Origin of the sequence: Candidatus Defluviilinea gracilis, from assembly GCA_016716235.1 — a bacterium.
In the GTDB taxonomy this organism is placed as follows: Bacteria; Chloroflexota; Anaerolineae; order Anaerolineales; family Villigracilaceae; genus Defluviilinea; species Defluviilinea gracilis.
On the sequence record JADJWS010000001.1, the window covers coordinates 2,138,404 to 2,162,338 of the forward strand.

Here is a 23,935-nt window from a genome sequence, read left to right on the forward strand (position 1 = left end):
TCCTGCAACTTTTTCCCACCGACTCCTGTACTACAATTCAGCCATGACCGCGCCCACCGACCGCGACTTGATCGTCCGCGCCCGTCGCGGTGACGGCGGCGCGTTCAGCGAACTCGTCACGCGTTATCAGACCAACGTGTTCAATGTCTGCTACCGCATTCTGCATGAGCGCGGCGAAGCCGAAGACCTGGCGCAAGAGACGTTCATGCGCGCGTATAATCGCCTCGAGCAGTTCGATCTTGAACGCGAGTTCGGTCCGTGGGTGAGGCGCGTCGCCGCGAACTTGTGCCTCAATCATCTCGAGTCGCAGAAGGTCACCGCGCCGCTCGACGAGGATCGGGACGCTGATGAAAGCCAACGACCTGAGAAGCAGGTTGAGGTGCGAGAAAGAAGCGAGCAAATTCGCGCGGCGCTCGCGTCGTTGCCTCCGCATTATCGAGTCGTCGTCGAACTCAGGCATTATCAAGAAATGTCGTATGATGAAATTGCGGCTGAATTGAAAATCCCATTGAGCGACGTGAAGAGTCATCTCTTCCGCGCCCGCAAACTGTTGGCGGAGAAACTCCATGCACCTGACTGACCACATCTCGGATGTGCAACTCAACGAATATCTCGATAACGAAATTGCGGATCGCACACACATCGAATCGCATCTTGCTTCATGTGGAGAATGTGCGGCGCGTCTTACCGTGCTTCAATCGTTATTCGCCGAACTGGATTCCCTCCCCGAAGCGACTCTCTCCACCGACCTCGCCGCACGCTTCTCTTCGCAGGGACAGCTGACTCCGCAACTCTCGCGCTGGCTCACACTGACAGCGACTCTCCAAGCCGCGCTCGCGTTGATCGCGCTCATCATCGCCGCGCCGTTCGTATTGAACTTGTTGCCTCCTCTTGAAACGCCATCGTTCACCGAAGTATTGATCCAACTCCAATCGCAATGGCTCACATTCTTCAACACATTTACCAATTTCCAATTACCAAGCTTGCCTTCGTTACCACCGCTTCAAATCCCCACACTGACTCTTTCCCTCGCCCTTGCTTTTGCATCCCTGCTCTGGCTGGTGGGGAATGGGTTGCTGTTGAGGAAACAAATAAGATAACCATCGCGCTGAGCGGAGAGCCGAATGCAATTTGAGGCTCGTAGTCGAAGCGCCCTTCGACTGCACTTCGTTCCGCTCAGGGCGAAAATTAGGAGAATCCATGACCGACATCATCCGCGTAACACTGCTCGTTACATTGCTCGCCGTTGATTTTGCTTGTTATTTTCTCGTCGTCAGCGCGTTCTTCAACAAACGCGTCTTGAAAACGCTCAACGTTGCGAAGCAACTTCCCGCGCGTTCCTTGGGCATCGGATTCGTCAATTTCCTATTCTTCGGCACGATCACCGTTGTGTTGTTCGCAATTGCAGATGGTGCGGAAAATGGCGCGATCAAATTCATCGTAACGATCCCATCGTTATTGCTAGCAACTATTCTGGTAATTCTTCTCAGCCTCGGACTTTCCTCGATGGTGAGCATCCTCGGCGAACGGATTTTCCCCGATCTCTCGGCATGGAAGCAATCATTCTGGGGAACGGTCATTCTCACCTTTGCGTCCGCCATTCCCTTTCTGGGATGGTTCCTGCTCTTCCCATTTGTCGCCCTCACAGGCTTCGGCGCGGTGATATTGGGATTCTTCCAACGCGATAATTAATTTACCGCGAAGCCCGCTAAGCACGCAAAGATTCTTTCCTCTTTCTTCTTTCATCCTCCACTTTCCACTTTCCAAGACGCGCTAACCCCGCGTCTTTTCTTTTCATCTTTTCATCTATTCACTACTCTCTTCCCTGCAACTTTCCCTCTCCCTCCCCTGTATCCCATACATCAACCAAAAGAAAGGACATTCCCCATGGCTGACATCTCCGCCATCTTCTTCATCCTCTTGATCCTCGGCGTCGCGTACCCTGCGATGCTCGCCGCGTGGTGGCTATTGTTCCCTAAACTCATCCAACGCGCGCAGACCCGCGTCGAAAAATCCCTCGGCGCGACCTTCTGGCTGGGACTTGTCGTCGTCATCGCGCTTGTCATCCCCATCGTGATCCTGTTCGCGTTGCCGCTCGGTCCCGCCAAATCCCTCGCTTGGATTCTCCTCGGCGCGTCGCTGGTGTTCTCCTCCATCGGCTCCGCTGGCATCGCCGCGCACCTCGGCGAACGGATGAACCAAACGGGCAACAACTATTCACCTCTCAGCGCGTTCGTGCGCGGAGCACTGATCCTCGAACTCGCCGCCTTCTTCCCGCTCATCGGCTGGCTTTTCGTGTGGATTCCGCTCCTCATCACCTCCTTCGGCGCGACCGCGTTTGCGTTGCTGAATTGGATGCCGCGTGTGAAAGCCGTAAACACGGAGACAGGTACACAGGTAAGCACGTTGAAGGCAGAGAGTGTTTAGAAAGTCGGAAGTAGAAAGTGGAAAGTAGAAAGTAGATAAGTAGATGAGTAGATAAGTAGACCATCTTCCACTTTCTAGTTTCTACACCAACCAATCCTCTAATCCTCCAATTCTCTAATTCTCTAATTCTCCAATCCTCATGATCTCCCGCCGCGACTTCCTAAAACTTAGTACCCTCGTCACCGCCAGCGCCGCGCTTTCATCATGCGCCCCAGTGTACCGACGACTCACAGGCGGACTCCCCACCCTCCCGTGGACTCCGCTCGACGCGCAGGACTTTCTCGCGTTGAATCGACTCACCTTCGGTCCACGCGTGGAGGAACGCGCCCGCTTCGCAGAGATCGGCTTGCAAGCCTTCATCGAAGAACAGCTCGATGTTGAATCGATTGACGATTTCTCATCCGACCTTCGACTTTCGACCTTCGACACTCTTCACATGGACGCGAACGAGATCGAAGGCGTCACCAATCAACTCTTCGATGGTTACGACCGCGAACGACCCGCGCGCGAATTACGTCAAGCAACGTTGCTTCGTCAGATTTACAGCAAGCGACAATTCTACGAAGTGATGGTCGAATTTTGGAGCGATCATTTCAACATCTTCATCGAGAAAGAACCGCTGTTTTATCTCAAGACGGTTGACGACCGCGAAGTGATTCGCAAACACGCGCTCGGCAACTTCCGCGATCTCGTGTGGGCGTCGGCACATTCGCCCGCGATGCTGGTCTATCTCGATAACCACGTCAACGAGAAGAGTCATCCCAACGAAAATTATGCGCGCGAACTCATGGAACTCCACACCCTCGGCGTGGACGGCGGCTACACTCAAAGCGACGTGATGGAACTCGCGCGTTGTCTCACGGGCTGGACGGTCAAAGAACATTTTTGGTTGGGCGAGTTCACCTTCAACAAAGACATCCACGATGAGGGGGCGAAAAAAGTTTTGGGTCTGGCGATCCAGCCGAACGGTCAGAGTGAAGCGGAGCAGGTCATCGAGCATCTCGCGTCGCATCCATCCACTGCGCGATTCATCGCGACGAAATTAACTCGTCGCTTCATCGCGGGCGATCCTCCGCAAGAGATCGTCGAGAAAGCCGCGCAAACTTTTCTCGACACGCGCGGCGACATCAAATCTGTGTTGCGTGTGATTCTGCTTGATGGTCTCTCGCGCGCGCAACCAAAATATAAACGCCCCGCGAACTTCATCACATCCGCGTTGCGACTCACCAACACCGAAACCGACGGCGCCCTCAACGATTATCTGCTTCGCATGGGTCAGTTGTATTTCAATTTGCCCACGCCCGATGGCTATCCCGATGTCAGCGCGCCGTGGCAAAGTAATCTCATGCCGCGCTGGCAATTCGCGTTCGAGTTGATGCGCGATGAGATCGGCGGCACGAAAAATAATTTGAATCATTTATTGGATGTCTCTTCGACGGGCATTCTCGTCGACGACGTGGACGCGCTCACCTCTCTGCTTTTAGGCGCCCCTCTAGAACGCCTCGAACGCGACGGGCTAATTGCCTCAGTCCATTCAGCGGACTCTACCCCCGAGGAGACTCTGCAAATCCTCGCCGCTGGCATCCTCGCCTCGCCCGCGTTTCAGTGGAGATAAACCTCGGTGGTCGAGTAGTCCTGAGCGAAGCCGCCGCGCTGAGCCTGTCGAAGCGGTAGCGGAGACGAAGGACGTATCGAGACCACTAATAACCAGCGTAAATGATGCCAGATGTTGTGGTCTCGCCTGCTGGCGTCTCGACCACCTTATGAATAGAGATAACAAGCAACTTTGGTGGTTGAGTAGGGCGGGTGCTTTTCCCGCCCGTATCGAAACCACCAATTGCAAATGTAAATGTAGCCAGATGATGTGGTCTCGATACGCTCGCAACGAACCACTTCGACAGGCTCAGTACAGCGGCTCGCTACTCGACCACCCAATGAATACGGAGTAAACATGCTACAAACCTTACCCACCCTACAACAAAAATCCTGGATGCCGCGACTCGCGTTCGCGCCTCATAACGTTGCCCCGCGCGGCGACACGCTTGTCGTCATCTTCCTGCGCGGCGCCGCGGACATTCTCAACATGGTCGTGCCGCATGGCGAAGAGGCGTATTACGCGATGCGACCAACATTGGGAGTTGCGCGACCAGATGACTCGGGAAAGAAGAAAGAGGAAAGAGTTTTAGATTTAGATGGATTCTTCGGCTTTCATCCCTCGATGAATTCACTGCTTGACTCTTGGTATTCGAATCAACTCGCCATCATCCACGCGTGCGGCGCGCCCGACGAATCGCGCAGTCACTTCAAAGCGATGGAACTCATGGAGCGCGGCGTGGACGATGAGCGCGGCCCCGCCTCGGGCTGGATCGGTCGTCACCTCGCCACGTTGAATACGGGCAACTCGTCGCCTCTGCGCGCGGTGGGGATGGGGACTCGTCCGCAACGGAGTCTGAGCGGAAGCGTCCCAGTCTCTGCCCTGCGTTCGATCGCGGACTTTCATCTCGGCGGTGATCCGCGCGCTCTGCAACAAATGCGCGCCGCGTTGAACATCGTGTATGAAGATGACGTGCTTGGGCAGGATACGTTATCCATTATGGATACTCTCGAAACGCTCGACCCAAACAATTACCAATCCCCCTTTACCACTTACCCCGACTCCGAATTTGGTCTCGCGCTCAAACAAACCACCATGCTCATCAAAGCGGAAGTGGGACTCGAAGTCTCAGCCATTGACGTGGGCGGCTGGGACACGCACTTCGCGCAAGGCTCGACGACTGGCATCATGCCGAATCTCATGAAAGATTTGGCAGATGGCATGGCGGCTTTCCACGCCGATATGCAGGAACACATGAAGAATCTCACCGTTGTCACCATGTCTGAGTTTGGTCGTCGCGCCTCTGAAAATGGAAGCCTCGGCACCGATCACGGTCACGGAAGCATGATGATGGTCATGGGCGGCAACGTGGACGGCGGCAAAGTCCACGGCGAGTGGCCCGGGCTGGAGGATGGTCAAATGATCGGACCAGGCGACCTCGCCGTCACGACCGATTACCGCGATGTGCTGTCCGAAGTGTTGCAGAAGCGATTGAACAACCCCGCCACCGATCAAATCTTCCCCGATTACTCGCCTGTGATGAGGAATTTGTTGAAATAATAAATTGTGATATGTCATGCTTAGGAGCGAAGCGACGAAGCATCTCTGACACCGTCGTAGAGACCCTTCGCTGTCGCTCAGGGTGACATGCCAAACATGAATTACAATCCATCGCACGATGGATTCGCAAAACAAGATTGTCTCAGCGTTCGATAAAACTCTCCTCGTTGGTCTGGGATGCGGCGTCCTCGTGCTGTGCGGCATCATCGCGTGGTTTGCGTACATCGTTCAAAACTTGCCCATCCCATCAACTGAATCCACGCAACTCGCTCCACCAACACAAACCCCCAATTCTCCAATCCTCCAATTCTCCTCACCACTCCCTCCTCCCACCGAAACTCTATCTCCCACCTCCATCCCAAACTTCAACGACTCTCCTCCAACAGGAAAAATCGTTTTCGCCTGTTACATCAAACAGATTGACCAGATCTGCCTGATGAACGCGGATGGCACAGGGCGCGAACAACTCACAGACTTCGACGCGACCGCGTTCTACCCATCGCTTTCACCCGACGGGCAAACGATTTACTTTTCCTCCAAACGCAGCGGCGGATTTGAAATCTACTCCATCGGAATCAACGGCGACGGACTGCAACGCCTCACGCGCGATATCGGCAGTCTCTACGCCCCCGAACTTTCCCCCAGCGGAGAGTTGATCGTCTTCGCCAAATCGGGCGACGGACTCTGGGTAATGAAACCCGACGGCGATAACCCGCGTCCGTTCACGGATCGCGACGACATTGACCCCACCTGGTCACCCGACGGTTCGATGATCGCTTTCGCCTCCTCGCGCAGTGGACAACGTCAATTGTTCGTGATGAATGCCGACGGCTCGAACATTCAACAAGTGACCGACTTGAACAACGTGGGCGGACGCAGTACCTGGTCACCCGATGGGACTCGACTCGCGTTCTATCGCGGTCCCGCAGGGGACCACGACATCTACATCATCAACATTGACGGCACAGGGCTGGTGCGACTCACGCACGGCGGCGATAACCTCGGTCCCTCGTGGTCGCCCGATGGCATCTGGATCGCCTTCACCTCCTTCCGCGACGGCAACAACGAAATCTACATCATCCACCCCGGCGGGACAGGCTTGACTCGGCTCACGAATAACTCAATCTCCGATTGGCAACCGAGGTGGGGAAGGTAGGTTAGGGTTGCAAACATTTTCTGCACCCTTGTCGCGTATCCCAAAATAGGATATTATTACCAGTATGACAATAAAACAATTAGATTTTCTTGAACAGAAAAAAAATGGCATATCAAAAAGAATTCAAGGTGGGATTTCCACAACAGATGTCGTGGTGTCTGCTTCCGTTAATGGAAATTCCGAAATTTTTCCTCAAATACTCACTTTGCATGTTCCTGAAGGTTCAAAAATTGCTGACGTTACATATGGCAATGGAGTGTTTTGGCGAAATGTAGAATTGTCAAAATACGAACTTGCCAAGAGCGACATTGCTTCGGGTGTTGATTGTAGGAAATTGCCATATGAAAACGAAAGTTTTGACGCATTGGTTCTAGATCCTCCGTACATGGAAGGACTATTACGAAATAACAAAGAGCACAAAGCGGGAAACGGCTCGTTTTCCGCATTTAGAAATTATTATTCGAATGGCGATGAAGAAAATGGGGGAGCGAAATGGCATGCCGCCGTGACAGACCTTTATTTCAAAGCAGGCGCAGAAGCGTATCGAGTGTTGCGGTCAAATGGCGTACTGATTGTTAAATGCCAAGACGAAGTATCTGCGAATCGCCAGTGGCTCACACATGTAGAAATAATCAACCACTATGAAAAAATGGGGTTTTATACCAAAGATCTTTTTGTTGTGGTTAGAACAAATAAAGCAGGAATTTCACGATTGATTAAGCAAAAACATGCCCGAAAGAATCATAGCTATTTTCTTGTGTTTATCAAATTGACCAAGAACAAAAACGGAAAATCTTTGCCTCGTTCAAGATGATTTTTGTTGGATTAGTTTGTCAAGTAAAGCAAATGGGTTGTCAGTAAAAGGCGGTTGTAAAGCCCATTCAATGGTAATGAGAGATGGCAATAAATGTTTTCGCTGATAAGCTGTGTACTTTGAATAAGTGTTTTCAGGTAATTCTGAGTTGAGCGCAAAAGCAAAACGCCATTGTTCTCCAAAAGCAAAACAATTTACAGCCAATAAATCGAACTCGCCTCTGAGCAGGCAGGTTGTATTCAGTTTGGTTTTATTAGGAAACGTAACCACTCGTCTGTCACTTGCGTCAACTTGGGCTCTTCCTGTCCATTTTCCACTGCCAAGATTTTTCACGCTGTTTGTTTGCAAACTCTTAACTTCTATAAGAAAAGTATGACCTTTATAAACTATCCGTCGATCTCCTTTCTTATTCCTGTCATGATCGTCGCCTTTTTCTTTTTCGGAAATGTCAGGATGACTCAGGTATTTATCATGGAATTTCTTTTCTGCAACATAGCCCAATAAAATCCCACGTAAACTCGGATTTTGGTCCACAAGTTCAGTGAGTTCGCGCTCAGTTATTCCCCAACGCTTTAAAATCGATTGTGTTTTAACCACCATCAATCTCCAATTGCTGAATAATTGTTGCAGGATTTACCTTTAGAGCTTTACACACTTCAAGAAACTCGATGATATCTAACCGTCTTTCGCCGCTTTCGTATTTTGAGACAAAGGATTGTGGTTTTTCCAACAGAGTGGCAACCTCGACTTGCGTTAGTCCTTTTTTGCGCCTTGCATCAAGTAAAACATCTCGCAGTTGGTTATGTGCGTCGCGCCTTTTCATGAGCAAATTTTATATCCTAATTCAGAATATCCAAAATTAGGATATTGACTAGGTGTCGTAAAGCCAAGAATCTACCTAATAAAACGGACGATGGGTAAGGTGGATACCAAGGTCTATTTACGGTCCCCCCATCTCCACCGTCCAATAGCCTCCAAAACTGCTTGTCCTCACAAACACATACCCCACCCCGATCTCAGTGACGCGCGAATTGAGGACGTTGTCCCATTGAAGCGGATCGAGTTTCCATTGATTCATCGCGTCGCCTGGCAGACCGAAAGCGAGAAGTTCAACATAATACGCGGACGTGTATCCCGCGTTGAGCAGGCGTTTGCCAGTCCACAACCCGTCTGAGCCGCGTTGCTTGAAGAAATCGTTGCACGCCATGTCGAGGCTGTGACCCTGCGCGGCGGCAGTGAGTTGCGGATTCACCGTCAGCGCGGCGCGACCCACATCCGCGCGGGCTTGGTTGATGCGGTCAATCAGTTGTTGGACATACTCGGCGTTGGTCGTGTAATAACAATTCGTCGTGCCGATCTGCACCGACGTTTCGCCGACGGCGATCTTCACCCAGAATGTTTTTTCGATTCCAATCGGCACAAGCTCGCCGCGCTCGTTGAGCAACTTGAAACTGCCGAGATATTGACCGTCAATGGATGGCGCGACGAGATCAACGGAAATATCCACGTCTGATTTTGCGGCGGTCTCAGGGACGGGAACCGAATCGGGCGCGCTCATCCGTTCGCCTGAGGCGAAGACAACGGTATACCCTTTCCAGTCGCATGTGCCAGAGTTTTGCAACTTCCATGTTTTGGTGAACGATTCGCCCTTTTCGAAATTCGTGTTGTCGGGGATCGTCACATCTTCGACGAACGCCGCGCTGTCGCGGCAACTTGGCGTAAGCGTGGGAGCCGAGGGGTCGAGCGTCGCTGTCGCGGTGGGCGGAATCGGCGTCGGGACGGTGAGTCCCTGCTTGGTGGGCGGCAGGGTAGACGTCACGAAAAGAATCGGCGCATCCGTCGGCGCGCCTTCCGATGAAACGGTCACGCATGAAGAGAGGAGAATTAAGAGGAGTGGGAGAATTTTTTTGTACATATTACTCTCTGCCATGTCATTCTGAGGAGCCGCGTAGCGGCGACGAAGAATCTCCGTCACGTTGCGCGAGACTCTTCGGTCGCTGGGGAGCGCTCCCTCAGAGTGACATGGCGTCAAAACATTATCATCTGTGATTTGGATTTTTCGAGCGGATCGCTGGCAATCTGCTCCTCGAACGTCTCGCGCGTCAATACTGGGACTTCAAGCATGGCGCGCAATAAGCGATATTTCACCAGCCGATAATTTTTCAAACGCGCCGCGAGGGCGGGGTCGCGCCCCGCTTTGTATGCGATCAACGACGCGCGCCCGCCAGGGATGACGAGGATCGTCTGCTCGGGCGAATACGGTGTTTCGGCGATTGCGCGACCAACGAGGGCTGAAGCAAGCACATAAAAAGCAAACTGGATCGAACCGTTTTCCTCCCACACGTGATTTTTATCCGCGAGGCTGGTGGAATATCCCAACCGCTTGCCGACGAGTTCAAGCATCGGGATGATCGTATCGCGTTCGTTGCGCCGCGCAGAAGCGACATCCTCCGCGCGCAACTTCAACGACGCGCCGTCGCGCTCCGCGTAGGAATCCAACACCGCGTAGATCATCGCTTTCGATGGCGTGAGCAAACCCGTAAAGCGCGGATACAAGTCATCTTCGATCTCGAGATAAATGCTGTTCGGATTCTTTTGCAAGAACGTGACGATTGCAACCTCCACGCGGTCTGCGAGAGACTCGACGGAGCGCGGACTTAAGTCCGCCCCACGTTCGGCAAGCGGACTGAAGTCCGCGCTCCAGAGTCCCGTCTCCACACTCTCGCCCGACGAATAATGAACAAACCGTTCATCCTCCGACAACGCCGATTGGATCAACGCGTTCGTCGCGCGCATGGCTTCGTCGAACTCCTGCATTTTATTTTTCAACGCGTGCGCCTCCGCCAACGCGATCAACCCTGCCGCGTGGACGTGCAAATAACTCGCAGGTTCGCCGCGCTCGATGAGATGCGCATGGATCGCTTCGCGCACAACCGCGACATCGGGTTCATTGGCTTCACGTTTTAAATGCTCTCCGCGATTCCATAAAATTTGAATCGGGTCATGTTCGGTTCGCAACGCAACGCTTTTCAAATCGAATCCTGCCGCGCCTGCCGCCGTAAGCGCCGACGTGAGAAACGGCGGTTCAGGCTCGGGCATGAATCCAAAGAAGGGCGTGCCGAGCGGCAACAACTCAAACAGATGCGCGAACGCGGCGTGCAAAGCCGTCGCATTCCAAGCCCAGTCATACCGCCTACGACGCAGCGCGATCTTATATGGTTCCACCGCCTCGCGCCCCCACAGCCAACCCGCCCACAACGCCGAGAGAGTCCAAAACGCCTGATTGGGACGCGGCAATGAACCGATCACCGCGGCAATCGGAATTTCTTTTTTGACTTCATGCGCCAACTCTTTGAGACGACCTTCATAGATGCACACCCCTCCGCTTTCTGGAATCTTATTGGGCCACGCTTCAAACACGATGGGTGAGCCTGTTTCAGTCCAGAGACTTAATCCACGCTCCAGCATTTTCCACAAGTTGTGCTCGCGGAATTGACTCGGGATGTTAAGTTGTTTCGGTCGCGGACGTGTCGGCGGATGATCCCACAACGTGTTGCCCGCATCGCACGCAACGAGGATCAACGCGTTCAACGCGCGTTTGCGTTCAGGCGTGAGATTCAATCCGTCAATGCGGTTGATGACCGTCGTTAGAAAATACAACGGACGCGGCAGGTAATGTTGAATCGCTTCCTCTGCATAGACGCGGTCATCGTCGTCGAGTTTTGCCACGCGCTCGAATGCGCGCGAACGATGCAGACCATCCGTTGCGGCGAATTGTTTGGCGCGGTCAATATCTCCTTGCGTGGCAACGCGCTCGCCCGAGTCGTTGCACTGCGGGCAAGTGTAAAAGCGGGCGTGCGGCGCGTCCGCTTCTTTGCGCCACAAAAAATATTCGGCTTGAACCTCGCGACTGCATTTTTCACACGTCGTCTGATACAACGATTGCAAATGCGCGCCGAGTCGCTCGTCGCCTTTTTTGACGGTTTCGAGTTCAGCCAGCGCGGCTTTGAAGTCTGATTCAGATGGGGGATTCGCCGCGATCTCCAACAAGAATCGCGTGATGGGATTGTTCACCGTGACCAACACGCGATACCCTGCCCGCGCGGCTTCGAGGACGAGTCGAGGGGAGAATCCGAAGGGGTCGAGCAACCAACTTGAAGTCGGCGCGTGAAGCGGAAGCCAGCGGGAGATCACTCCCTCCTCCAGCGGAGGAATGAATCGCGAGAGCGGACCTGCATCCGCTGGCTTCGTCCCTGGAATGTATGGCTCAGGTTCCATACGTTAAGTATACATCCCCCGAGCAATAACGTCCCGTAGGTTTAATTGAGGCGGCTATTAACCGTAGTAACGACTCTGCGAAGCGCGCTGTGCGTCAGTCGTTTACTTCGCGGCGAAAGAGCGACTGAAGTCGCCACTACGACATTTAGCAATGATGGTTAATCGGAATGGGAGCCTGCGGGACGGTTGAACGCGGCAAAAATTTCAAACAATGGAATGGGTTGATACAACGTGGCAATGTGCTCGACGCGAGCGATGCGTTTGAGTTCGCGTTTGATCTCGGCGATGCCGCGTTCGTGATACGCGCCCGAATATTCAGAGCCTGCGAGTTTGCGCCCGATCTGATAGAGAATATTTTCAGTCGGACCCGATACAACGAGTTGACCGTTCGGTTTGAGCAGATTCATCAATTCCGAAAGCGTTTGCGGCAGGTCTTGCACATGTTCGAGAACGTCGAGCGCGTTGATGAGGTCGAATGATTTTGGGGGGAGATTCGAAATGGGGATTTGATTTGCATCGAAGACTTGCACATTCGCGGCGAGAGGGATGTATTGCTTCACTTGTTCGAGTGGGTGCAGATCAATGTCAATCGCGGCAACATGTTTGCTTTGTTGCGCCAGAAACGGGAGCATCACGCCACTTCCGCAACCGAAATCGAGAATGTGTTCATACGGCGCGGACTGTTCGATATGATCCATCGCGATATGCAGTCGTTGCCAAAACAGCCAATTGATGAGTGCGTTGGCAGATGAATATGCGGGAAAGCCCGCTTCGTCGAGTCGTCCCTTTTCAGAGTCGGCAAGCACCTTGCGAATCGCGGAACGGTAGCGTGTTTTGTAGGCGTTGAATGAGGAGGAGTCCATGATATGGTGAAAATCCTTTACCACGAAGGCTTGCGCTGACGGTTCGTCTTTCGCTCACCGTGTCGAAGTGACGCGACAGTCACAATGGTTTGACGAATGGCGCAACGGGATGACTTCTTTTGCGCCATCTTTCGTGAAAGTCAAAATGGAAGAACCATAATGATCACGCAACTCACTTTCGTGTACTTCGTGTCCTTTGTGTTTAAAAAGAATCTACGGCATCGCCCCATACGTCGGCGCGCAGACGATATCGTAGTATTCAAGTTCGACAGCTTTGTTCTGTTCCGCATACTCCGCGGCTTGGTTGCCGATCTGACGAACCGTGTCAATGTTCGCTGAAACTTGATAGGGCCAGTATCGCGGGATGACCATACGCGGGTCGTTCACATAACCCTCGGGAAGAAACGCGGGACGCGCAGGGTCGGGCTGGTCGGCGAGCGGAATCCAGTTGTACATCACGGGTCCGCGCGGGTTGATGGTGAAGCCAAGACGATAGTTGTATTCGCGCGCGAATTGCACCGGGCGGATTCCGAAACTGCCGCCGGGCCAGATGATGCCAACGGGAGTTTTGCCGAAGTTGGTTTGCAGGTCGGCGATGGATTTTTCAAATTCAGTGCGGATGAATTCATCGGTGGATGAATCGCTCATGTTGATGTTGTGGATGTAGCCGTGCGATTGATGATCCACCCAGCCTTCTTTTTCCAAAGCGATGTTCGCGTCAATGCTGATCGCGCGCGGTCCATCTTCTAAACTGATCCAGCCGTTCACCACTTGCCAGCCCCATTCATTGAAATAGGGACGGAAATGATCGTCGAAATATTCGCCTTGATGACGGTCGTCGGAAATGAGCAAAACAGAACGCGCGGGTATCTTTGCATTGCGATCCATGAAGTCTGCCATCTGGGTCATGTTGATGGCTTCGAAACCTTGATCCTTCAGATCCTTCATCATCCGTTTGAAATCGGGCACGAGGATGTCGTTGGGGTTATCCACCGAGTCTCTGTTAATGCCATGGAACATGATGACCATCACGACCGTCCCGGGCGCGGCGTTGGTCGAACTCCATTTGTTGAGCAGATATTCGCACGAGTCTTGGATGTACGTATGCGGAACATCCAGCGGATTTATTTGACTCGCAACAAATATGGATGGCAACATCGGCGGTGTGCGGATCGCGGTCGGAGGGGGAACTGGGGTGCCCGTAGGAAGCGACGTCGGCGTCGGCTGGAGTTGCGCGAACGCAGTGCCAAACGCCTGAGTGAGCGCGGCGCTCATATCCTGTGTGGGAGGGGGAGTCGCGGGGGCGCAGGCGCTGAGAGTGAGGGCGAGCAGGCTGAGGGAGAGGAAGATGCGTTTCATTTGAAAGTGAACAGTGATCAGTGAATAGTTATCAGTAAATCGCAAATCCAAAATCGTAAATCGTAAATCGTAAATCCAAAATCGTAAATCGTAAATCGAATTACTCTTCGCTTTTTCCCGAAATGAAATCATCCACTTTTTGTTTGGCAGTTTCATCGCGGAATTGTTTGGGAGGCGTCTTGAAAAAATACGATGACGGCCCGATGATGGGACCCGCGAGTTCGCGGTCGAGCGCGAGTTTGGCGCAGCGGATGGCGTCGATCATCACGCCCGCCGAGTTGGGACTATCCCACACTTCGAGTTTCACTTCCACGTTGAGCGGCACGTTGCCGAAGGTTGTGCCTTCCATGCGGATGTAACACCACTTGCGGTCGGTGAGCCACGGCACATGGTCGCTGGGACCGACATGCACGTCCTTTGGGTCCATCTGATACGGAATCATGCTTGTCACCGCGTTGGTCTTTGAAATTTTCTTGCTCTCGAGTCGTTCGCGTTCGAGCATGTTGAGGAAATCGGTGTTGCCGCCGAAGTTGAGTTGATAGGTGCGGTCGATCTTCACGCCGCGATCCACGAACAGTGTGGCGAGTTGACGATGCAGAATTGTCGCGCCGACTTGACTCTTCACATCGTCGCCGAGGATCGGCAGACCCGCATCGGCGAAGCGCTTGCCCCAATATTCGGACGAGGCGATGAACACGGGAATCCCGTTGACGAATGCGCATCCCGCTTCGATAACTTGCTCCACATACCATTTGGTCGCCATCTCAGAACCAACGGGCAGGAAGTTGATGACCACATCCGTTTTTGTGTCGCGTAGGAGTTTGGCGATGTTGGCGGTGGAGCCAGGCGCCTTCTGGATCATGCCGCTCAGATATTTGCCCAATCCGTCGTGGGTCATGCCGCGCACAACGGGGACGTTGAGTTTGGGGACGTCGGTGAACTTGTAGGTGTTATTCGGTTCGGCAAAGATCGCTTCCGAGAGGTCTTTGCCCACTTTGGTGGCGTTCACGTCAATGCCGAGGGTGAATTCAATATCTTTCACGTGATAGTCGGCGAGCTGGGTGTGCATGATGCCGGGGATGATGTCATCCTTTTTAGCGTTCTTATAGAATTGAACGCCTTGCACGAGCGAAGAGGCGCAGTTGCCCACGCCGATGATCGCCACGCGTACTTTTTTTTGTGCCATTGTGAGTTCTCCTTGTGTTTCAATGAAGTTGCTTGGTAGGTATTTTGCCTGTGTTGTATAATCTATGACAATGATAACCAACGAGCGGTTAGACCATTTGGAACGCCTGCTTGAAGTGGTGCGGGGTTTGACGACAGCGCCCGATATTGAATCGTTTCTTCAAACCGTGATCACCGAAGCCAGCGAGATGACCGACAGCGCGTTCGCTTCGATCCTTGAATATGATAAGGAGGCGAAGGAATTGCGCTTCCTCTCGATGCAATGGATCCATCGTGAATTGCTCCGCCCGGTGGGCGTGCCGATCGACGGCAGCGCGGCAGGTTGGGTGTTCCGTCATACCCAGCCGCTGATTATACAGGATACGAGAATCGACCAGCGGCATTTCAAGGCGCCGGACCGCGTCTCGCAATACGATACCCGCTCTCTGGCGGCGGTTCCCCTGGTGGTGCGCGGCGAAGTGATCGGCGTGATGGAAGCCATCAACAAAAAAGATGGCGCGCATTTTACCGAGGAGGATTTGGCGATCCTGGGCACATTGGGCGCGCTTGCCGCGCAGGCGATGCGGAACTTTACGCTGATGCAGGATGTCAAACGGGCGCGGATCGAGTTGGCGGAACTTGAACGCCTCAAATCAGATTTTATCGCGATCACGTCTCACGAACTGCGCACCCCGCTTGGTTTGATTCTGGGTCACGCCACATTTTTGCGCGAACTGATCGGCGAGACGCACGGCGAACAACTCGATACCATCATCCGCAACACAACGAAATTGAAGGAGATCGTCGAAAACCTGGCGGATGTGGATAATTATCGGAAGGGATCCTCGCGTGTGCGCAGTCATCAGGTTTCGATGACGCGCATCGTGGAAGATGTTGCGCTCACCTTTCAGGATGAGGCAAAATCGCGGAACATTACGTTGCAAGCCGAGACCGGCAGTGACCCATTGTACATCGATGCCGACGGGGTCAAGATTAATATTGCCTTGAGCAATCTGGTGAAGAATGCGTTGCAATTCACCGACCCTGGGGGGGTGGTGAGCGTCAAAACGGGCGAAGAGTCGGGATATTTGAAAGTTTCAGTGACGGATAGCGGCATCGGTATCCCTGCGCGCGATCTGCCGCGCGTGTTCGAGCGCTTCTTTCAAGTGGAGACGCACCTCACGCGCCGGCACACAGGGATGGGTCTTGGACTCGCCGTGGCAAAGGCAATGGTTGAACTGCACGGTGGGCGTATCTGGGTGGAGAGCGAGGTGGGGAAGGGGAGCACGTTCACCTTCTTGTTGCCGGTTCAACAGGCGGGGAATCCGGTCAAAGCAAAACCGTTCTCGGAATAAAACAGGGTTGACGCCCTTTATAATTATCGCGCCATGCCTCCTCAATATCTTGTGCTTGGAAACCTGACGCGCGAATTTTTACTCCCTGCCAGCGGCTCGCCGCGGTTGGATGCGCCGGGCGGAAGCCTGTTGTACGCGGGGGCGGGGGCGAGAGTGTGGGTGGGTGAATCAGATGTAGGCTTGGTGGGACGCGTCGGGGATGATTATCCGCGCGCGTGGTTGAACGACGTCAAGGGACGCGGGTTCGATACCGCGGGGGTGAAAATCCTTCCGCAGAATCTTGATGCGCGTGAATTCATCTCGTATAGCGAATCGTTCGAACCCAACCCAGCCAACCCGGTTACGCAATTTGCGCGGCGCGGGATGACCATTCCTAAATCTTTATTTGGTTATCAGCCTCTTGAAGAACGCGCGGAACAGGAATCCCGCCGGCTTGTGGTGACGGATATTCCCGAGGAGTATCTCTCGGCTCGCGCGGCGTTGATTTGCCCGATGGATCTTTCCACGCAGAATCAATTGATCGCCGGTCTCAAGCGTGGGAGCGCCCACACGATTCTGCTCGCTCCTTCCTCTGCGGATATGAACCCCAAAGCGAAGCGCGCCCTGCCGGTATTTTTAAGCGGGGTGACAACGCTTTTGATTTCACAAGAGGATTTGCGAGGTCTTTTCTGGGGTGAGACGCACGATCTGTGGGCGATGGCGGAAGCTGTTTCGCTGTACGGATGCGAATATGTGGCGATTAAGTGCGGCGCGCAGGGACAATTGTTGTATGCGGCTGGGGCAAAGAAAAAATACGAGATCCCCGCTTACCCGTCCAGGCTTGCCGATCTCACCGGCGCGGGTCATGCGTTCAATGGCGGTTTTCTCGCGGGCTATTGCAAAAATTACGATCCGTTGGAAGGCGTGTTTTACGGAAGTGTCTCCGCATCGTTGAAATTGGAGGGGAGCGGCGCGTTCTATCCGCTAGATGTGTTGCCGGGGCTGGGGGAGGCGAGGTTGAATGTGGTCAGGGGGATGGCGAGGGATGTTTGATCTGCGCTGAGCGGAGTGGTAGCGAAGTCGAAGCGTGAGTAATTGGTGAGTGGTAATTCGTGATCGAGAATTAGAGAATTGGAGAATTGAGATTGGAGACTGGTGACTTGAAACTTGCGGAGCGTGTGATTGAGTTGGCGATTCAGATTCAACAAATCCCTGCGCCGACGTTTGGGGAGGGGAAGCGGGCGGAGTTTGTGCGCGGGTTGTTCGAGAGGGAGGGGTTGGAGGATGTGTTCGTTGATGAGGTGGGGAATGTGTTGGGGCGGTTTCAGGTCAAAGGTCAAAGGTCGCAGGTCAAGCCGCTTGTCGTTTCCGCGCATTTGGATACGGTGTTTCCCGTCGAGACAGATTTGCGTGTTCGGCGCGAGGGAAATAAAGTGTTTGGTCCCGGCATCGGAGATAACTCGCTTGGCGTTGCCGCGTTGTTTGGGCTGTTGTGGGGGTTGAGGGAAGGCGCGATTTTACCCTCACCCCCAGCCCCTCTCCCTCAGGGAGAGGGGAGTCGTGATGTGTGGTTTGTGGCAAACGTTTGCGAGGAGGGACTTGGCGATTTGCGCGGGATGAAAGCGGTCGTCGAGCGTTTCGGCGCGGAGGTGGCTGGCTATCTCGTCCTCGAAGGGATGGCGTTGGGTTGTGCCTATCATCGCGGCACGGGTGTGAAACGATATCGCATCACGGCGAAAACTGCGGGCGGACATTCATGGTCGGATTTCGGGAGCCCTTCGGCGATCCATGAGTTGTCGAAACTTGTGGTGGAATTGACTTCGATGAAGTTGCCCGAGTCGCCGCGCACGACGATGAACGTGGGGAAAATTTCTGGCGGCACTTCGATCAATGTGATCGCGTCCGAAGCGTGGATGGAGTTGGACTTGCGCTCGGAGGGGCAGGAGTCGCTGACGGAGTTGATCTCGAAGGTGGAGAAAAAGATCGAGGAGGCGAACCAGCCCGACGTCGCGTTTGAAGCGGAGGTGATCGGGCAACGTCCCGCCGGTGAAATCTCCGCAGAGCATCCGCTCATTCAACTCGCGCAAGAGTGCATCCGCGAGCAGGGAATGGAGCCAACGCTCACGTCGGGTTCAACAGACGCAAACATCCCGCTGAGCAAAGGCTATCCCGCGCTCGTGCTGGGAATCGCCACCGGCGGCGGCGCGCATACGACGAATGAATTTATCAATCTCAAACCAATTGAAAAAGGATTGGAGCAGTTGGTGAGGTTTGTGGGGGGAGTGATTGGAGATTAGAGGATTAGAGGAATAGAAGAATAGAAGAATAGAAGAATAGAGGATTAGAGAATTGGGGAATTGAGATTGAGGATGGCGCGGCGCAAGTTCCACGTGTCCCCATAGCGGACGTGATTGACCCAGCCTTGCGCGGAGGCGGTTAGTTGGTCGCGCGCAATTTTTCCACCATGATATGCCAACAACAAGCGACGATATTTTCTTTGAAAGGCGATCCCTTTTCGTTGTTTCAATCTTCGGTGAGTTGGAAAGACCGAGAACCCGAGGAATGGGATCCCCTCCGTGACGGGACGCGCCTGCGCTTTGTTCTCGTGGAGCGTCAGCCGAAATTGTTGCAAGCGTTGGATGATCCTGCCGCGCCATTCGAATAGTTCACCTTTGTCGTTCGAAAACAGGAGGAAATCGTCCACGTAGCGGACGTATGCCTTGCAATGCAGTTCGCGTTGAACGAAGTGATCGAACGGATTCAAATAGCAGTTCGCCCAAAACTGACTGGTGAGGTTGCCGATGGGCAAGCCGCGCGGACGATGCGCCGCAAAAAGGGTATCGCCTGGGAAGTAGATCATTTCGTATTCTTCAGATAAAATGCCGATGCCGCTTTGCAGTATTTTTTCGACCAGCCAGAGAACATTTTTGTCTTCGATTTTGGTTCTCAGCGTATCGAACAAGACTTCATGATCTATGCTTGGAAAGAACTGGCGGATGTCGCAAGTCAACACGTAGCGAAAGCGGCGGGCGAATTGGGTTACACGGTCGAGGGCTTTATGCGTGCCTTTGCCGATGCGATTTGCGTAGGAATCGAAAATGAATGATTGTTCAAACAAGGGTTCGATCAGATTGCACAAGGCATGATGAACGACGCGGTCGCGGAACGGCGCGGCGGAGATCAGCCGTTTCTTGGGGTCATGGATGTAGAAACTGTGATACTTGCCCGGGGCGTATGTTTTTGCGCGAAGTTCATGTTGCAGTTCGAGCAGGTTATCTTCCAGCCGATACTCGAACTCTGCCACGTTTGCATGCCCGCGCTTGCCTTTGCTGGCTTTGCGGTAGGCGAGGAGCAGGTTTTCCCATGAGTGGAGTTGTTGGTACATGAGGGTGAACGTCTCGCAGGTTGTATGAACTGATTGAATCGTTTCCAAAACCTGCGGGACGGCGAGTACGTTGCCCCGCCTCAGATCCTGGGCAAAGCCGAGGGATTAGGAGACGGGGCTATTCTATATTTGCCCAATCTCATTGCGAGATTGGCCAGGAATACGCCCCGCCATTTTTCTAAGGAGCCTCAACTGTGAAGGCTCAGCCCGCACAGGCATTTCGGCAAAACAAGAAAAGCGTGGACACCACCACACGAAACCCCTGATTGTTGTTCCTGTTATCAGGGTTGTTCCTGTTCCGATACGCACAACGGACGTTCCTCTCATTATTGTTGAACGCGCCGCCGCGCGCCACGCGGTGATGTTCGGGCATATCCCCGCAACAGCGGTACAACCGCGGGTTGCTATGGGGTAGTCACTTTCTTCCAGCCGCCTAGCAGTTTCCCGATCTCCGTAACCATCGCCGCTACATGATAGTATTGCCCTTGGGAAAGCCATTCCCATTTGGCGGCAAGACGCAAGTAGGTCCGCACTTTATCGAGCGATTCATCTGCCGATTTAAGAAAGGCTAACCGTTCCTTTCCCATTCGGTGATTAGCGGCTTCCAGTTGTTCGCGCAGATCGAATGCCGCATCCAGTAATCGCTTTGTGAATGTATGCCGGTGCGCGGTGGGGAAGTGATTTGTAATTGGCAACAGCCACGTGAGAAAATCGAACGTGCGTGTGAAGATGGGCATTTCTTGTCCGCTCATGGATACCTCCAAAAACCAAAAAATTTTTTTAAAACCAAGAGAATCAGAGCCTCAGAGAACCAGAGACTTCAGAGAACAGAGTTTAGAAAAATGGGGACACCACCACACGAAACCCCTGATTGCTGTCCCCGTTATCAGGGTCGTTCCTGTTCCGAAACGCACAACGGACGAGCCTCCCACCATCGTGGAACGCGCCGCCGCGCGCCACGCGGGGAGCACCTCCATCCAAATTATTCTTCTCGTTTTTTCCGTAGTTTTCATAATTCTCAGTCCACTGTGTAGCGCACCATTCCCACACGTTGCCGCTCATATCGAGCAAGCCATGCGGGCTTTGCCCGCCGGGGAAACACCCCACCGCGCTGGTAGACCCGATGATCATATTATTGTTCACTTTCTCCTGATCGAACTCGTCGCCCCATGGATACCGCAAGCCCTTTTCACCGCGCGTGGCTTTTTCCCATTCGACTTCAGTGGGTAGGCGCGCTTCCCATGTTGCGAGATCGAGTGAAATATTTTTGATCGAGTCTTTGTCCCATAGTTTCAACGCGATGTTTTCGTTTCGCATTTTGTCTGTCAGCCAGCGCGTGTAGGCGACGGCTTCATACCATGTGACGTTGACGATGGGATGGTTCGGCAGGTCGAACGCGCCGCCTGATTTGGGCGGTTTATCCTGTTTTGCTCGTTTCAGCCATTCCTTTCCGCTGTCCGTATACCACTTTCCGTTCGTATATCCTTCGGGGTCGGCCGCGAACAGATCGAATTGGGCATTAGTAACCGGATAACGGCTGATGAAATAGTTCTGTTTGATGTTGTATTCAAATTGCGGTTCTTCGTCATCATAGGCATCTTTGTCGTTTTTCTTACTGCTTCCCATAATGAACTTGCCTGCGGGGATTTCGCAAAACAAGAGATCGGTTGTTACGCCTTCGCGCGGGTCGCCGAGTTTGGCGAGGGTATCCCCGGCTTCGGCGCGTTCGCGCGGGATGAGGCGGCTTTGTTCGAGCAATTCTTTCAAACGAGTTTGAACGCGCGGCAGTAGCTCTTTTCCCAATTCGGAACGTTCGGCGCGGTTCAAGCCGATTTCGAGCAAAATATCTCCCGCCAGCCAGACCCTGCTCCATTCCTTATCATCGTTACACTCGCGGCTTGGGCATAACTCGGCTACCAGCGCCAGAGGTCCATCAATCGAACCGCGAATATACACGCGCCGGCTGACCGCCCAAAGGATCACCTGCCGCCAAAGAAGTTGATTATCGGCAAGTTCTTTTGCCAGAGCCGCAAAATCATCCCTCGAATCGAGATACGAGCCAGCCAGAAATTCCTGAAAGGAACGATGAGGAAAGGTAAAGACGTTGTTGTCGCGTTCGAGCAGTAATCCCGCCCGCAGTTTCATGGCTTCGATCACGCTTGCCGCCCAATTCAAATCGCCCTTGTTGATGGAGGCTAATCCTTTTTGCAGGCTGAGTTCGCTAATGCCCGCCAGCGACTCCGGGTCTTCGCTATTGATGTCGGTTTGCGCGTGCGCTTCATAGGCAAGTTTGCAGATCACTTGTTCAAGGTCGGCGTCCGCGCAGTCCGCCTCCAACATCAGCTGCCGCAGGCGCGCCGCCTCGTGTCCCTTGCTGGATTGTTCCCATTGCCAAAGCAGGATTTCAACGGTTTCTTTGTATAACAACGCGCGGGCATCGGGCAACCGTCCTTTGTGCGTGTTGACCACCGCCATTACGGTAAGCAATAGCGGGTTCGGGGCAAGTTTGCTTAATTCGCGGCGGCGGACGGCGCTCTTAAGACCCAGATTCAGTTCATCCGCTGTTTCGGTTGTCAGGACGCCCAGGGCTGTCAATTCTTTGTACCAGGCGTCGATGAAGGATTGCATCTTTTTGTTGTCGAAAGGCGCGAGTTCGAATTCGGGAAATCCCGTCAGGCGTAAATTCGGCTCTCCATCTTTCGGCTCCACATAAGAAAGGATACGGCTGGTCACGACGAAGCGATTCTTTGAAAATCGTTTTACGAAGGCATGCACCGCGTCGCGCACGAACACGCGCTGGGGGATCGTGGACACTTCATCCAAGCCATCGAAAAACAGGATGACTTTTCCCTCTTCCAGTAATTCCTGAATGGGCTTGGATGCTTTGGATAGGTTTTGATCCTTCAATCGTTTTTCGATGAAATCCCAGAGATGATGAGATTCGGCTCGTTCCGGTACTTTCTTGAAGGCTTTCACAAAGTCGCGCAGGATCACGATCACAGGTAGAAGGTCAGCGTCTTCCTTTTTCCAATGTTTGAGCCTGTCGGCGGTATGGGTTGAAAGACAATATGTAAGGAAATTGACAAACGTAGACTTTCCGCTTCCGGGGTCGCCTTTGATGACCAGAGATCGGTTGTCAACTACCGCTTGCAGGGAAGAGAGCGGGTTGGTCTTTCCTTCTCGTTGTGGAAATTCCAACTCAACATCAGGCGATAAGCCTGTTGCGTCAGCCATGTCCCTTGCTTGTTTTCTTATCTTTCCACGCGTCTCTTCGAATTCCACTTGGGCGGTTGTGTCTAAATCTATGTATACGTTTGCCAGACCAATGGTTCGTTGTGTGTTCGGGTCGGACGCGGTTAGGTCAATACCGCGCATTGAAATGCTGGACGTGAGGCTGGCGAGTACCGCGCGATAGGCTTTCAGGGCGTCTTGTGGACTGTGCAGGGCAGGTCCCCTGTACACGTTTCCCTCGATATATGTCCCCGCGTGAATAATACGATTGTTTCTACCGGTTTGAACGTTGCCATCTTTTACATCCCCTTTTACGAGAATGCTGTCATCCCCAGCCTGCATGGACGAAGCGTCAATCTCCCCGATCGTGATCGAAATCTCCTCGGCGAATTTTGTATCCCGTTCGAGAATCTTCCTGATCTGATATTCAAAAGAATCCCGGGCGCCCTTGTCGTCGGGCGTTGTTTTCAAATCCTGGATGATCTCTTTCGCCGCTTCCTTCTCTTCCACCTTGGGTTTGAACTTTTCCCACAATGCGCTTGCGAGTTTTTTTCCCGCTTCCCCGGCAAACGCCTCCCCGCCCTTCACGAGGTACGGTATCAAAACGGTCGCCACCTGTTGCGCTAAAAGAGCAATGTCAATATCCACAATCTGCCTCCGCTACTCTCCAGTCTCTACTCTCCAATCTCTCCCCCCAATTCTCCAATTCTCTAATCCTCCATCACTCCCCAGTCTCCAATCTCCAATCCCCAATTACCAATTACCACTCA

The 23,935-nt window shown here is 53.3% G+C and carries 22 protein-coding genes; 11 read left to right on the forward strand and 11 right to left on the reverse strand.

Annotated features, from left to right (window positions below; all coding sequences use genetic code 11):
• The first annotated feature begins 43 nt into the window (after positions 1-43).
• From IPM31_10050 to IPM31_10085, 8 genes are all read left to right on the forward strand, one after another.
• Positions 44-580 (forward strand): sigma-70 family RNA polymerase sigma factor, encoded by a 537-nt coding sequence (locus IPM31_10050; protein ID MBK9007320.1) that lies wholly within the window; start codon positions 44-46, stop codon positions 578-580.
• A complete protein-coding gene (locus IPM31_10055) occupies positions 567-1,100 on the forward strand; it encodes a hypothetical protein (GenBank protein ID MBK9007321.1) in 534 nt (177 codons plus the stop codon). The genes IPM31_10050 and IPM31_10055 overlap by 14 nt, the downstream gene beginning before the upstream one ends.
• Before the next feature lie 100 nt (positions 1,101-1,200).
• Positions 1,201-1,692, forward strand: a complete 492-nt coding sequence (locus IPM31_10060) for a hypothetical protein (GenBank protein ID MBK9007322.1) — start codon at positions 1,201-1,203, stop codon at positions 1,690-1,692.
• A gap of 195 nt (positions 1,693-1,887) precedes the next feature.
• Positions 1,888-2,427 (forward strand): hypothetical protein, encoded by a 540-nt coding sequence (locus IPM31_10065; GenBank protein MBK9007323.1) that lies wholly within the window; start codon positions 1,888-1,890, stop codon positions 2,425-2,427.
• A gap of 139 nt (positions 2,428-2,566) precedes the next feature.
• Positions 2,567-4,042, forward strand: coding sequence for a DUF1800 family protein (locus IPM31_10070; protein ID MBK9007324.1), 1,476 nt, complete (start codon positions 2,567-2,569; stop codon positions 4,040-4,042).
• Positions 4,043-4,378: 336 nt separating this feature from the next.
• Positions 4,379-5,581, forward strand: coding sequence for a DUF1501 domain-containing protein (locus IPM31_10075; protein MBK9007325.1), 1,203 nt, complete (start codon positions 4,379-4,381; stop codon positions 5,579-5,581).
• Positions 5,582-5,699: 118 nt separating this feature from the next.
• Positions 5,700-6,737: a PD40 domain-containing protein gene (locus tag IPM31_10080; GenBank protein ID MBK9007326.1), complete on the forward strand. Its 1,038-nt coding sequence runs from the start codon at positions 5,700-5,702 to the stop codon at positions 6,735-6,737.
• 64 nt (positions 6,738-6,801) lie between these two features.
• Positions 6,802-7,551 (forward strand): site-specific DNA-methyltransferase, encoded by a 750-nt coding sequence (locus IPM31_10085; GenBank protein MBK9007327.1) that lies wholly within the window; start codon positions 6,802-6,804, stop codon positions 7,549-7,551.
• On the opposite strand, the gene IPM31_10090 is transcribed toward IPM31_10085, so the two are convergent.
• From IPM31_10090 to IPM31_10120, 7 genes are all read right to left on the reverse strand, one after another.
• Complete coding sequence (locus IPM31_10090; GenBank protein MBK9007328.1) at positions 7,543-8,148, reverse strand: restriction endonuclease; 606 nt, start codon at positions 8,146-8,148, stop codon at positions 7,543-7,545. The two genes, IPM31_10085 and IPM31_10090, sit on opposite strands and share 9 nt — an antisense overlap.
• Complete coding sequence (locus IPM31_10095; protein ID MBK9007329.1) at positions 8,141-8,374, reverse strand: helix-turn-helix transcriptional regulator; 234 nt, start codon at positions 8,372-8,374, stop codon at positions 8,141-8,143. Before IPM31_10095 ends, IPM31_10090 begins: the two co-directional genes overlap by 8 nt.
• A gap of 117 nt (positions 8,375-8,491) precedes the next feature.
• Positions 8,492-9,466, reverse strand: a complete 975-nt coding sequence (locus IPM31_10100) for a hypothetical protein (GenBank protein MBK9007330.1) — start codon at positions 9,464-9,466, stop codon at positions 8,492-8,494.
• Between the two features lie 113 nt (positions 9,467-9,579).
• Positions 9,580-11,829 carry a hypothetical protein gene (locus IPM31_10105; protein MBK9007331.1) on the reverse strand — a complete coding sequence of 750 codons (2,250 nt, stop codon included), beginning with the start codon at positions 11,827-11,829 and terminating at the stop codon, positions 9,580-9,582.
• A 158-nt stretch (positions 11,830-11,987) separates the two neighbouring features.
• Positions 11,988-12,692: a class I SAM-dependent methyltransferase gene (locus tag IPM31_10110; protein MBK9007332.1), complete on the reverse strand. Its 705-nt coding sequence runs from the start codon at positions 12,690-12,692 to the stop codon at positions 11,988-11,990.
• Positions 12,693-12,905: 213 nt separating this feature from the next.
• Positions 12,906-14,051 (reverse strand): polysaccharide deacetylase family protein, encoded by a 1,146-nt coding sequence (locus IPM31_10115; protein ID MBK9007333.1) that lies wholly within the window; start codon positions 14,049-14,051, stop codon positions 12,906-12,908.
• Between the two features lie 100 nt (positions 14,052-14,151).
• Positions 14,152-15,237: an inositol-3-phosphate synthase gene (locus IPM31_10120; protein ID MBK9007334.1), complete on the reverse strand. Its 1,086-nt coding sequence runs from the start codon at positions 15,235-15,237 to the stop codon at positions 14,152-14,154.
• A 64-nt stretch (positions 15,238-15,301) separates the two neighbouring features.
• Here IPM31_10120 and IPM31_10125 point away from each other — a divergent pair, with 64 nt between their 5' ends.
• The 3 genes from IPM31_10125 to IPM31_10135 all read left to right on the forward strand — a co-directional run bounded on the left by IPM31_10125 (position 15,302) and on the right by IPM31_10135 (position 18,846).
• Positions 15,302-16,570: a GAF domain-containing sensor histidine kinase gene (locus IPM31_10125; protein MBK9007335.1), complete on the forward strand. Its 1,269-nt coding sequence runs from the start codon at positions 15,302-15,304 to the stop codon at positions 16,568-16,570.
• A 33-nt stretch (positions 16,571-16,603) separates the two neighbouring features.
• Positions 16,604-17,602, forward strand: coding sequence for a carbohydrate kinase family protein (locus IPM31_10130; GenBank protein ID MBK9007336.1), 999 nt, complete (start codon positions 16,604-16,606; stop codon positions 17,600-17,602).
• A 92-nt stretch (positions 17,603-17,694) separates the two neighbouring features.
• Entirely contained in the window at positions 17,695-18,846 is a 1,152-nt protein-coding gene (locus tag IPM31_10135; protein MBK9007337.1) for a M20/M25/M40 family metallo-hydrolase, read from the forward strand.
• A gap of 44 nt (positions 18,847-18,890) precedes the next feature.
• Here the strand turns inward: IPM31_10135 and IPM31_10140 are convergent, their stop codons facing one another.
• The 4 genes from IPM31_10140 to IPM31_10155 all read right to left on the reverse strand — a co-directional run bounded on the left by IPM31_10140 (position 18,891) and on the right by IPM31_10155 (position 23,813).
• Positions 18,891-19,934, reverse strand: coding sequence for an RNA-dependent DNA polymerase (locus tag IPM31_10140; GenBank protein MBK9007338.1), 1,044 nt, complete (start codon positions 19,932-19,934; stop codon positions 18,891-18,893).
• A 202-nt stretch (positions 19,935-20,136) separates the two neighbouring features.
• The gene (locus IPM31_10145) at positions 20,137-20,307 is read right to left on the reverse strand and encodes an SUMF1/EgtB/PvdO family nonheme iron enzyme (protein MBK9007339.1); all 171 of its coding nucleotides are present in this window, start codon (positions 20,305-20,307) and stop codon (positions 20,137-20,139) included.
• A 31-nt stretch (positions 20,308-20,338) separates the two neighbouring features.
• Positions 20,339-20,686 carry a diversity-generating retroelement protein Avd gene (avd, locus tag IPM31_10150; protein ID MBK9007340.1) on the reverse strand — a complete coding sequence of 116 codons (348 nt, stop codon included), beginning with the start codon at positions 20,684-20,686 and terminating at the stop codon, positions 20,339-20,341.
• 82 nt (positions 20,687-20,768) lie between these two features.
• Positions 20,769-23,813, reverse strand: coding sequence for an SUMF1/EgtB/PvdO family nonheme iron enzyme (locus IPM31_10155; protein ID MBK9007341.1), 3,045 nt, complete (start codon positions 23,811-23,813; stop codon positions 20,769-20,771).
• Between the last annotated feature and the right edge of the window lie 122 nt (positions 23,814-23,935).